Annotated in this window: 10 protein-coding genes and 4 tRNA genes; all 14 read left to right on the forward strand. The window is 41.0% G+C overall.

What is annotated here, in order from left to right; all coding sequences use genetic code 11:
• Positions 1–114 precede the first annotated feature (114 nt).
• The 14 genes from wecB (at position 115) to B6258_RS17435 (ending at position 11,393) form a co-directional block, all read left to right on the forward strand.
• Positions 115–1,245 (forward strand): non-hydrolyzing UDP-N-acetylglucosamine 2-epimerase, encoded by a 1,131-nt coding sequence (gene wecB, locus B6258_RS17370; protein WP_099076334.1) that lies wholly within the window; start codon positions 115–117, stop codon positions 1,243–1,245.
• Positions 1,242–2,504 (forward strand): UDP-N-acetyl-D-mannosamine dehydrogenase, encoded by a 1,263-nt coding sequence (gene wecC / locus B6258_RS17375; protein WP_099076335.1) that lies wholly within the window; start codon positions 1,242–1,244, stop codon positions 2,502–2,504. Before wecB ends, wecC begins: the two co-directional genes overlap by 4 nt.
• Positions 2,501–3,568 carry a dTDP-glucose 4,6-dehydratase gene (gene rffG / locus B6258_RS17380; protein WP_099076395.1) on the forward strand — a complete coding sequence of 356 codons (1,068 nt, stop codon included), beginning with the start codon at positions 2,501–2,503 and terminating at the stop codon, positions 3,566–3,568. Before wecC ends, rffG begins: the two co-directional genes overlap by 4 nt.
• Positions 3,569–3,589: 21 nt before the next feature.
• Positions 3,590–4,471 (forward strand): glucose-1-phosphate thymidylyltransferase RfbA, encoded by an 882-nt coding sequence (gene rfbA, locus B6258_RS17385; protein ID WP_099076336.1) that lies wholly within the window; start codon positions 3,590–3,592, stop codon positions 4,469–4,471.
• Positions 4,449–5,162 (forward strand): dTDP-4-amino-4,6-dideoxy-D-galactose acyltransferase, encoded by a 714-nt coding sequence (rffC, locus tag B6258_RS17390; protein WP_099076337.1) that lies wholly within the window; start codon positions 4,449–4,451, stop codon positions 5,160–5,162. The genes rfbA and rffC overlap by 23 nt, the downstream gene beginning before the upstream one ends.
• 1 nt (position 5,163) lies before the next feature.
• Positions 5,164–6,294 (forward strand): dTDP-4-amino-4,6-dideoxygalactose transaminase, encoded by a 1,131-nt coding sequence (gene rffA / locus B6258_RS17395; protein WP_099076338.1) that lies wholly within the window; start codon positions 5,164–5,166, stop codon positions 6,292–6,294.
• Positions 6,295–6,296: 2 nt separating this feature from the next.
• A complete protein-coding gene (gene wzxE / locus B6258_RS17400; protein WP_099076339.1) occupies positions 6,297–7,553 on the forward strand; it encodes a lipid III flippase WzxE in 1,257 nt (418 codons plus the stop codon).
• Positions 7,550–8,635 carry a TDP-N-acetylfucosamine:lipid II N-acetylfucosaminyltransferase gene (locus B6258_RS17405; protein WP_099076340.1) on the forward strand — a complete coding sequence of 362 codons (1,086 nt, stop codon included), beginning with the start codon at positions 7,550–7,552 and terminating at the stop codon, positions 8,633–8,635. The genes wzxE and B6258_RS17405 overlap by 4 nt, the downstream gene beginning before the upstream one ends.
• Positions 8,632–9,999, forward strand: coding sequence for an ECA oligosaccharide polymerase (gene wzyE, locus B6258_RS17410; RefSeq protein WP_099076341.1), 1,368 nt, complete (start codon positions 8,632–8,634; stop codon positions 9,997–9,999). The genes B6258_RS17405 and wzyE overlap by 4 nt, the downstream gene beginning before the upstream one ends.
• The gene (wecG, locus tag B6258_RS17415) at positions 9,999–10,736 is read left to right on the forward strand and encodes a lipopolysaccharide N-acetylmannosaminouronosyltransferase (RefSeq protein WP_099076342.1); all 738 of its coding nucleotides are present in this window, start codon (positions 9,999–10,001) and stop codon (positions 10,734–10,736) included. The genes wzyE and wecG overlap by 1 nt, the downstream gene beginning before the upstream one ends.
• Before the next feature lie 226 nt (positions 10,737–10,962).
• Positions 10,963–11,039, forward strand: a tRNA-Arg gene (locus B6258_RS17420).
• A gap of 64 nt (positions 11,040–11,103) precedes the next feature.
• A tRNA-His gene (locus B6258_RS17425) sits at positions 11,104–11,179 on the forward strand.
• A 22-nt stretch (positions 11,180–11,201) separates the two neighbouring features.
• A tRNA-Leu gene (locus B6258_RS17430) sits at positions 11,202–11,288 on the forward strand.
• 28 nt (positions 11,289–11,316) lie between these two features.
• Positions 11,317–11,393: transfer RNA gene (locus tag B6258_RS17435), tRNA-Pro, on the forward strand.
• Positions 11,394–11,551: the final 158 nt, after the last annotated feature.

Genomic DNA, 11,551 nt, shown 5'->3' on the forward strand with positions numbered 1-11,551 from the left:
GTCATCAATGACAATTACGAGGCATCAGGTGTTTCGACACCTGATGTATTGAGAATAAGGGCATATTGCTTTCCCAAAAATAAGCGATATAACAATGAAAAAAAGAGAGCCACTGTGAAAGTGTTGACTGTTTTTGGCACACGCCCTGAAGCGATAAAAATGGCACCTTTAGTGCACGCTTTAGCAAATGATGATTCGTTTGAAGCGAAGGTATGTGTTACGGCCCAACATCGAGAAATGCTTGATCAGGTATTAAATCTTTTTGAGATTAAACCAGATTACGATCTCAATATTATGAAACCAGGACAAGATTTAACGGATATTACCTGTCGTATTTTAGAAGGGTTAAAACCGGTATTAGCGTCATTTCAACCTGATGTTGTTTTGGTACATGGTGATACAACAACGACCATGGCAGCAAGTTTAGCCGCATTTTATCAACGAATTCCTGTTGGTCATGTGGAAGCTGGATTACGTACTGGCAATCTTTATTCCCCTTGGCCTGAAGAGGCAAACCGCACCATTGCAGGACATCTTGCAATGTATCATTTCGCACCAACAGAAACTGCAAAATTAAATTTGGTACGAGAAGCGGTTGCAGATAAAAATATTTTTGTCACGGGAAATACGGTAATTGATGCGTTGTTTTGGGTAAGTGAAAGAGTGATGGGCAATCAAACACTCTTAAATGAGCTTGCTGTAAACTATCCATTTATTCAGCCTGACAAGAAAATGATCTTGGTAACAGGACATCGTCGAGAAAGCTTTGGTGGTGGTTTTGAACGTATCTGCCAAGCTTTAGCTGAAATTGCATTAGCACACCCAGATGTAGAAGTTGTCTATCCTGTTCACTTAAACCCTAATGTGAGTGAACCTGTTCAACGCATTCTTCATGGTATTGATAATATTAAGCTAATACAGCCACAAGATTATCTCCCATTCGTTTATTTAATGAACCATGCTTACCTTATTTTGACTGACTCCGGTGGTATTCAAGAAGAAGCCCCTTCATTAGGTAAGCCCGTTCTTGTAATGCGAGACACAACAGAACGCCCAGAAGCTGTAGAAGCGGGCTCTGTTCGTTTAGTGGGAACAGATACTAAACGTATTGTTAGCGAAGTAACCTCTTTATTGACAGACGAAAACGCGTATCACCAAATGAGTAAGGCAACAAACCCTTATGGTGATGGTCATGCCTGCCAACGTATTCTTGAAGCATTGAAAAAAAATCAGGTGACATTATGAGTTTTGAAACTATTTCTGTTATCGGCCTCGGCTACATTGGTTTACCTACAGCGGCAGCTTTTGCCTCTCGTAAAAAAAGCGTCATCGGTGTTGATGTTAATCAGCATGCAGTTGATACGATTAATAAAGGTCAAATTCACATTGTTGAGCCTGATCTTGATAAAGTCGTTAAACAAGCGGTTGAAGAAGGTCATTTAAAAGCCTATACCAAGCCACAGCCAGCAGATGCTTACCTTATTGCTGTACCTACACCTTTTAAAGGTGAGCATGAGCCTGATTTGGCTTATGTTGAAGCAGCAGCACGCTCTATCGCACCTGTACTGAAAAAAGGTGATCTTATTATTTTAGAATCAACCTCACCCGTTGGCTCTACTGAAAAAATGGCAGAATGGTTAGCCGAAGCTCGCCCAGACTTAACATTCCCTCATCAACAAGGTGAAGACGCTGATATCGATGTTGCTTACTGCCCTGAGCGTGTATTACCGGGACAAGTGATGATTGAACTTATCCGCAATGACCGTGTTGTGGGGGGGATGAACCGTAAATCATCAGAGCGTGCAAGCGAGTTATACAAGATTTTCCTTGAAGGTGAATGTGTTATCACTAATGCACGTACCGCGGAAATGTGTAAGCTGACTGAGAATAGCTTCCGCGATGTTAATATTGCATTTGCAAATGAATTATCCCTGATCTGCGCTGACCAAGATATCAATGTGTGGGAGCTAATTAGCTTGGCGAACCGCCATCCTCGCGTCAATATTTTACAACCGGGTCCTGGCGTTGGCGGGCACTGTATCGCTGTTGACCCTTGGTTTATCGTGTCACAAAATCCAAAACAATCCCGTTTAATTCACACTGCGCGTTTGGTCAATGATGGCAAACCTGTGTGGGTTATCGATCAAGTTAAAGCCGCTGTTGCTGATTGCCTTACTGAAACAGGTAAACGTGCAAACGAAATTAAGATTGCCTGCTTTGGTTTAGCCTTTAAACCTAATATTGATGACTTACGTGAAAGCCCAGCGATGAATATCACTAAACAAGTCGCGGATTGGCACAGTGGTACGACATTAGCAGTTGAGCCAAATATTCATGAGCTACCAACAAAACTGAAAGGGATCACAGAGTTAGTATCAACAGAGCAAGCATTGAAAGACGCTGATATTGTCTTAATGTTAGTTGATCACCAACAATTTAAAGCGATCCCTGGTAGTAAAGTCACTCAAAAATGGATTGTAGATACTAAAGGAGTATGGCGTTGAAACGCATTCTAGTGACAGGTGGAGCCGGTTTTATCGGCTCTGCTGTTGTTCGACATATTATTGAAAACACCAATGACAGCGTTGTTGTGGTGGATAAACTGACTTATGCCGGTAATTTAGAGTCATTAGCAACTGTAGCTGACAGTGAACGCTATGCCTTTGAGCAAGTTGATATCTGTGATAGCGCTGAACTTGATCGCTTATTTGCTCAATATCAGCCAGATGTTGTTATGCACTTAGCGGCAGAAAGCCATGTTGACCGTTCGATTGATGGTCCTGCTGCGTTTATTGAAACCAACATTGTGGGTACTTACACTTTATTGGAAGCGGCTCGCCACTTTTGGCAGGTTTTACCTGAAGAGAAGAAAATTGCATTTCGTTTCCACCATATCTCAACCGATGAAGTGTATGGCGATTTAGAAGGTACAGATGATTTCTTTACTGAAACTACACCTTATGCACCAAGTAGCCCATATTCTGCTTCTAAAGCGTCAAGCGACCATTTAGTTCGAGCTTGGTTGCGCACTTACGGTTTACCAACTGTGATCACGAACTGTTCGAATAATTATGGTCCTTACCATTTCCCTGAAAAATTAATCCCATTAATTATCTTAAATGCGATTTCAGGAAAACCATTACCTGTTTATGGGAAAGGTGAACAGATCCGTGATTGGCTCTATGTTGAAGATCATGCTCGAGCCCTCTACTTAGTCGCAACAACAGCAACACCGGGTAAAACTTACAATATTGGTGGACACAATGAGCGTCGCAATATTGATGTCGTTAAAACGATTTGTGCGCTATTAGAAGAGTTGTATCCAGCAAAACCGGAAGGTGTTGCTCAGTATGTCGATCTCATCACTTATGTGAAAGACAGACCAGGCCATGACCTGCGCTATGCGATTGATGCGGCGAAAATTGAAGCTGAATTAGGCTGGAAACCAGAAGAGACATTTGAATCTGGCATTCGTAAAACGGTTTTGTGGTATTTAAATAACGAAACTTGGTGGAAACGTGTGTTAGATGGCTCTTATGCAGGTGAACGTCTAGGGCTTGGGAACTGATTAAGTAAAAAAGGATAAATAATGAAAGGTATTATTTTAGCGGGTGGCTCTGGTACACGACTGCATCCGATAACCAAAGGGGTATCGAAGCAGTTATTGCCTATCTATGATAAGCCCATGATCTATTATCCGCTTTCAGTTCTGATGCTTGCTGGTATTCGAGATATTTTGATCATCACAACACCAGATGACATGACCTCTTTTCAGCGCTTATTGGGTGATGGTTCTGCATTTGGTGTTCATCTTCAATATAAAATTCAGCCATCTCCTGATGGCTTAGCTCAAGCCTTTATTTTAGGTGAGGAATTTATTGGTGATGATCATTGCTGTTTGGTTTTAGGTGATAATATCTATTTTGGTCAAGGGTTTAGTCCAAAACTAAAACAAGTTGCACAACGTAAACGTGGTGCAACAGTTTTTGGTTATCAAGTGATGGATCCTGAACGATTTGGTGTTGTTGAATTTGACGATGATTTTAAAGTGTTATCAATTGAAGAAAAACCAGAACAACCTAAATCTAATTGGGCAGTGACAGGACTTTATTTTTACGATAACCGAGTGGTTGATTTTGCCAAACGCGTCAAACCTTCGATTCGTGGTGAATTAGAAATTACGTCGATTAACCAGATGTATCTTGAATGTGGCGAGCTTAACGTTGAACTACTGGGGCGTGGTTTTGCGTGGTTAGATACAGGCACTCACGATAGTTTAATTGAAGCCAGTACCTTTGTTCAAACCGTTGAAAAGCGCCAAGGATTTAAAGTGGCATGTCTTGAAGAGATTGCTTGGCGTAATGGTTGGCTCAGTGATGACCAAGTAAGAGAAAGCGCAAAATCACTGTCTAAAACAGGTTATGGTCGCTATCTATTGGATTTATTACATGTCCGTCCTCGCCAATATTAATTATCTTGAGTGGGAAAGCGAGTATTTCTCCCTCAAAACAGGGCGCCTTGAGTTTGACACACAAGCGCCCGCGTTAACAGACGACCAACTTGACGCTTTTGCTGTGGTTCAAGCTAAAGTCGCATCTCATGAGCTTTCTCTCATCGATAAACTCAGCCAATTAGGTTTTCAATTTGCGGAAGGTGAAATTGATTTTAAACTATCAATTGGCACAGAAAATGCTTGTAAGAAAGCGACCGAATATTGTGTTAGAAAAGCCAATGAAGATGATATCGATTTATTGATGGCAACGGCCTCGGAAGCTTTTGTACAAAGTCGTTTTAGAACACCTTGGTATCAAGAAGGTGATAGCAGTCGTTTTTATGCATTATGGGTTAAAAAGGCGGTGTTAGGTACGTTCGATGATATCTGCTTACTGACTTATGATGCAGAAAACAATGTCAGTGGTTTTGTCACTTTACGCCATCTATCTGAAAGTGAAGCAAGAGTGGGATTACTCGCAGTAATGCCCAACAGAATAGGACAAGGCATTGGTAAACAACTGATGTCGGCCGCGAAGTTTTGGTGCCAACAACAAGGTATTTCAACCTTATATGTTGCAACACAGATCAGCAATATTGCAGCTTCGCGTTTATACACACACAGTGGGGGCTTAATAGAAAGCACCACTTATTGGTTATACAGGGGATAATATGATTCCGTTTAATAAACCACCGGTTGTCGGCACAGAATTAGAATATATGAAACAAGCTATGGAAAGTGGCAAGCTCTGTGGTGATGGCAATTTCACAAAGAAATGTGAAAAGTGGTTAGAAGAACAATTTCATTGTCATAAAACGCTGTTAACACCTTCGTGTACAGCATCGCTTGAAATGGCTGCTATCTTATTAGATATCAAGCCTGGCGATGAAGTCATTATGCCAAGTTTTACCTTTGTTTCGACCTCTAATGCGTTTGTATTACGTGGCGCAACGATTGTTTTCGTTGATATTCGTCCAGATACTATGAATATTGATGAAACAAAAATTGAAGCTGCAATCACAAATAAAACGCGCGCGATAGTGCCTGTTCATTACGCAGGCGTTGCGTGTGAAATGGACACCATTATGGCGATTGCGAAAAGACATAATCTATTCGTGATTGAAGATGCCGCACAAGGTGTCATGTCAACTTACAAGGGCAAAGCGCTTGGCACGATTGGTCATATTGGTTGTTATAGCTTCCATGAAACTAAAAACTACTCATCCGGTGGTGAGGGTGGTGCAACGTTAATTAACGATCCTGATTTAATCAATCGCGCAGAAGTTATTCGTGAAAAAGGGACTAACCGCAGCCAATTTTTCCGTGGTCAGGTAGATAAATATACTTGGCGTGATATTGGTTCTAGCTACTTAATGTCAGACTTACAAGCCGCTTACTTATGGGCTCAACTTGAAGAAGCTGAAAAAATTAATGAGCGTCGTTTAGCATTTTGGCAGATTTACTATGATGCATTGACACCATTAGCGGAAAAAGGCTTATTGGCGCTTCCTATCGTTCCTGAAGGGTTAGAACATAATGCGCATATGTTCTATATCAAATTGAACGATATCGAGCAACGTACCGCGTTTAATGATTATATGAAAGAGCATGGTGTCTTAACGGTATTCCACTATGTGTCATTACATACCAGCCCAGCCGGTATGAAGTTTGGTCGCTTTGACGGTGAAGATATTTTCACAACGCAAGAAAGTGAACGTTTAGTGCGTTTACCTATGTTCTACAACATGACAGAAGAAGAACAGCAGACTGTTATTGGTCATATTCGCGACTTTTTTGCTTAATTATGTCATTAGCCAAAGCATCAATTTGGACAGCCGGATCAACCCTGATAAAAATCGGGGCGGGTCTGCTTGTCGTTAAGTTACTGGCTGTCTCTTTTGGCCCGACAGGGGTTGGATTAGCGGGTAACTTTCGTCAATTAATCACCGTACTAGGCGTCTTGTCTGGTGCGGGTATTTTTAATGGTGTGACGAAATTAATCGCACAATATCAAGATGATGATATTCAACGGAAAAAAGTGTTGGGTACTTCATCATCCATGATTTTGCTGTTTTCCACAGTATTAGCTATTTTATTTCTTCTTTTTTCTGCCCCCATTAGCCAAGTGTTATTTGGTGATGATTATCATCAATATCAGGATATTGTAAGAGCCGTTGCTTTTATTCAAATGGGGATAGCATATAGCAACTATTTTCTTGCCATATTAAAAGGTTATCGTGATGCGGCAGGTAATGCTTTATCTGTGATTGCGGGTAGCATTATTGGTGTGGTTGCTTATTATTTATGCTATTTATTGGCGGGCTATCACGGTGCATTAATTGGACTCGCATTAGTGCCTGCACTTATTTTATTTCCTGCTACATTTTTAGTAGTAAAGCGTAAACGCTTCGCGTTGAGTGAGCTGAAACCCCACTGGGATAAAGCGATTGCCAGCCATCTTGCTAAATTTACTATTATGGCTATTTTGACCTCTATTACGCTCCCTGTTGCTTATATCATGATGCGTAACTTACTTGCTGAGCAATATAGCTGGGAAGACGTGGGAATTTGGCAAGGGGTGACCAGTATTTCAGATGCTTATTTGCAATTTATTACGGCATCTTTCTCTGTTTATTTACTGCCAACCCTATCTCGATTAACACAAAAGAGTGATATCACTAAAGAGATCGTTAAGTCACTGAAGTTTGTATTACCTGCGGTAGCTGCTGCGAGTTTTATGGTGTGGTTATTACGTGATTTTGCGATTTGGTTACTGTTTTCAGATAAATTTGTCGCTATGCGTGATTTATTTGCATGGCAACTTGTCGGTGATGTTTTAAAAGTAGGCGCTTATGTCTTTGGCTATCTTGTCATTGCAAAAGCGGCACTACGTTTTTATATCCTTACAGAAGTAAGCCAGTTTGCCTTATTAACGCTATTTTCGCGTTGGCTTATTCCTGAGCATGGCGCACTGGGTGCAGCTCAAGCCTATATGGCAACGTATATTATTTACTTCCTTCTCTGTAGTTCTGTTTTCGTGATTTATTGCAGGCGCAAATGACAACTTTGATTTACGTACTAGGTTCAGACATTGTGCATCATAACAACACAATGTTACGGTTTTTTAACGACCACCTCGTGACTGAGGCGGGGTTAACGTATAAACCTCGTTTTATCGTTGCCAGTAAAAATACTTCACTGCAAGAAAGCTATCCAGCTTTAGATATTGAGTGTTTAGCTGATAAAAAGCAGGTCGCGCAGAGAGTGGTCACATTGGCAAAAGCCGATACTCACCAACGATTCCTTTTTTTAGGTCAATTTAATGCGCCTATTTGGTTGGCATTATTGACTGGCAAGATTAAACGTCATCAATTTTGGTGGCATATTTGGGGAGCTGATTTATATCAGGATGCTAAACAGCTAAAATTTAGACTCTTTTATCTTCTTCGTAAACTCGCTCAAAAGCGTGTAGGGCGAGTATTTGGTACACGAGGTGATCTGAATTACTTCGCACAATTTAACGTTAATATTCCAGCCAGTTTGCTCTATTTCCCAACAAGAATGGATCCTGCGCTGACGGTGACAGAAAAAACGCCTATTGATGAAAAACAACTCACCATTATTGTGGGTAATTCAGGGGATAGATCGAATCGTCATATTGAAGCTTTACAGGCAATTGCAGAGCAATATGGAACTCGTGCAAAAGTGATTATTCCAATGGGATATCCTGAAAATAATCACGTTTATATTGATGAAGTCGCCCAAGCTGCTCGCCAGTTGCTTCCCTATAATCAGGTTGAAATATTACGTGATAAATTGGCATTTGATGATTATCTTGCGTTATTAAAAACATGCGATTTAGGCTATTTTATTTTTCATCGTCAACAAGGTATCGGCACGCTTTGTCTGCTTATCCAATTTGCGATCCCTTTTGTTATTAGTCGTCAAAACCCATTTTGGCAGGATTTAACTGAGCAAAATGTGCCTGTTTTTTTCTCAGGAGACAAATTAGATGTTGCGCTGATTGAAGAGGCTAAACGTCAATTACTGATGCTTGATCGCCAAAATATTGCCTTTTTTGCGCCTAATTTTACGGACGGCTGGAAAGAGTTAATTGAGATGAGTACAGGAGAGCCGCAATGACATTGGCGGAACTAGGTGGCTTAGCACTTGTTTATTTTATCTCTTTGAGCTTTATTTTATTGCTGACTTATCAAGAGTTTCGTCGAGTTCGCTTTAATTTTAATGTTTTTTTCTCAATGCTCTATCTGCTGACCTTTTATTTTGGTTTTCCACTAACGTGTATGTTGGTATTCCAATTTGATGTCGCCGTTGTACCTGTTGATTCATTATTATACGCGCTACTAGCCTCTACCAGCTTCTATGCGATTTATTATGTCACTTATAAGGTAAGGCTGAGAAAACCGGTTAGCGGCCCTTCTAGGCCGTTATTTACCATGAATAGGGTAGAAACTAATCTCACATGGATCCTATTGGCATTAATCGCATTTGTCACCGTGGGTATTTTCTTTCTTCAAAATGGCTTTTTACTCTTTAAGCTCAAAACGTATAGCCAAATTTTTTCAAGCCAAGTGTCTGGTGTCGCGCTTAAGCGCTTTTTCTATTTCTTTATTCCCGCAATGCTGGTGGTCTATTTCTTAAAACCTACCCAACAACGCTGGATTTTCTTCCTTTGTGCAACGGTGGGTTTCGGGATCTTAACTTACATTATCGTGGGTGGAACCCGCGCTAATATTATCATTGCTTTCGCACTCTTTTTATTTATCGGTATTGTTCGTGGCTGGATAACCTTGTGGATGCTGGTTGCGGCAGGGGTGATGAGTGTCGTTGGTATGTTCTGGTTGGCATTAAAACGCTACGGTCTTGATGTGAGTGGGGCCGAGGCATTTTATACTTTCTTGTACCTTACTCGCGATACGTTCTCTCCTTGGGAAAACCTCGCTTTGTTACTTAATAATTATGACAAGATTGAGTTTCAAGGACTGGCACCGATAATTCGTGATTTTTATGTTTTTATTCCTTCTTGGGTATGGCCAGAGCGCCCTGATGTTGTGCTGAATTCCGCAAATTACTTTACATGGGAAGTGCTTAATTACCATGCGGGTCTTGCCATTTCACCGACCTTAATTGGCTCATTAGTTGTTATGGGAGGCATTGCCTTTATCCCATTAGGCGCCATTGTTGTCGGACTGATTATTAAGTGGTTTGATTGGCTATATCAGCAAGGGCTCAATGAAAGCAATCGTTATAAATCGGCTATTTTGCAAGCTTTCTGCTTCGGGGCTATTTTTAATATGATTGTTTTAGCACGGGAAGGTGTTGATTCATTCGTTTCTCGCGTTGTGTTTTTCTGTTTAATTTTTGGTTTATGTTTAGTGGTCGCCAAACTGCTTTATTGGTTATTTGAAAGCGCGGGATTAGTGCGTAATTATGTTACTCGTCAAATACAAAGTGAACCTCGTTGTTTAGAGAAAAAGGAAAAGTAATGGGATCCAATTCAATTCCGAAGTATTCAATCCGCGGACATAATATCTGGGGATTTCGCGATATGGCTCATTTTCTGGATTATCTCTATGAAGGAGCACAAATAAAAAGTGGCTCGTTGATTGCCATCAACGCAGAAAAAATTCTCACAGCAGAAACAGACTCAGCACTTAATGAGTTACTCAATGAAGCTGATTATCTTTATGCAGACGGTATCAGTGTCGTGCGAGGTATTCGTCGCAAATATCCTGATGCAAATGTTTCTCGTATTGCAGGTGCGGATTTATGGGAAGCGTTAATGGAAAGGGCAGGTAAAGAGGGAACACCAGTCTTTCTTGTCGGTGGCAAACCCGAAATTCTTTCTCAAACTGAAGATAAACTTAAAGCACAGTGGAACGTAAATATTGTGGGTAGTCAGAACGGTTACTTCACTCCACAAGATAGAGAGGCGTTATTTGAGCGTATAAAGGCCTCTGGTGCGAAGATAGTGACTATTGCCATGGGATCACCTAAGCAAGAGTTATTTATTCGTGCATGTCGTGAAATTTATCCTGATGCTTTATACATGGGCGTTGGCGGAACTTACGACGTATTTACCGGCCATGTTAAAAGAGCACCGAAAGCATGGCAGAATCTTGGATTAGAATGGTTATATCGTTTGTTATCACAACCAAGCCGAATTAAGCGTCAATTTAAGTTGTTAAAATTCGTTGGGTATTACTATTCCAATAAATTGTAATAGTAATAGCGTCTTTTTTGTTAGGTGTGGCTGATTAAAGGCTTTATTCATGCTTTTATCTAGCATCTTGGTTGTTTAATTATTATACTAACGGGGCGTTTAGCGTGTAAAAACGCTCCATTTATCGACGAAATGCACAAACTATCGTCAAACAAACTTTTTTTTTCAAAAAGCACTAGACAGACAGAGCGTAAATCCGTACTATCCTCTCCCGCAACGGCGTGAAGCGCCCGTAGCTCAGCTGGATAGAGCGCTGCCCTCCGGAGGCAGAGGTCTCAGGTTCGAATCCTGTCGGGCGCGCCATTAAAGCGTGCTAAGAGTTACGGTGAAGAATGTTGTTGTAAGAAGTAATAAGATAGCTGTTATGGTGGCTATAGCTCAGTTGGTAGAGCCCTGGATTGTGATTCCAGTTGTCGTGGGTTCGAGTCCCATTAGCCACCCCATCTTATCTTAGTTATTGTTTATGCGAGGGTGGCGGAATTGGTAGACGCGCTAGCTTCAGGTGTTAGTGTTCTAACGGACGTGGGGGTTCAAGTCCCCCCCTTCGCACCAATAAACAAGATAAGAGCAGTGATACAGACGGCGAGTAGCGCAGCCTGGTAGCGCAACTGGTTTGGGACCAGTGGGTCGGAGGTTCGAATCCTCTCTCGCCGACCAATAAGAAAAAGCCTCGATTATATCGAGGCTTTTTCGTATCTACGATTTACCTTTTTAAAAACCGCGATACCATTTCTATTTCTATTTCTATTTCTATTTCTATTTCTATTTCTATTTCTATTTCTATTTCTATTTCTATTTCTATTTCTATTTCTATT

This window comes from Proteus alimentorum (assembly GCF_002607735.1).
Taxonomy (GTDB): Bacteria; Pseudomonadota; Gammaproteobacteria; order Enterobacterales; family Enterobacteriaceae; genus Proteus; species Proteus alimentorum.

Coding starts and splice junctions, on each gene's coding strand:
- rfbA (WP_099076336.1), top strand. CDS start 3,590: ATGAAAGGTATTATTTTAGCGGGTGGCTCTGGTACACGACTGCATCCG.
- wzxE (WP_099076339.1), top strand. CDS start 6,297: ATGTCATTAGCCAAAGCATCAATTTGGACAGCCGGATCAACCCTGATA.
- rffA (WP_099076338.1), top strand. CDS start 5,164: ATGATTCCGTTTAATAAACCACCGGTTGTCGGCACAGAATTAGAATAT.
- rffC (WP_099076337.1), top strand. CDS start 4,449: ATGTCCGTCCTCGCCAATATTAATTATCTTGAGTGGGAAAGCGAGTAT.
- wecG (WP_099076342.1), top strand. CDS start 9,999: ATGGGATCCAATTCAATTCCGAAGTATTCAATCCGCGGACATAATATC.
- B6258_RS17405 (WP_099076340.1), top strand. CDS start 7,550: ATGACAACTTTGATTTACGTACTAGGTTCAGACATTGTGCATCATAAC.
- wzyE (WP_099076341.1), top strand. CDS start 8,632: ATGACATTGGCGGAACTAGGTGGCTTAGCACTTGTTTATTTTATCTCT.
- wecC (WP_099076335.1), top strand. CDS start 1,242: ATGAGTTTTGAAACTATTTCTGTTATCGGCCTCGGCTACATTGGTTTA.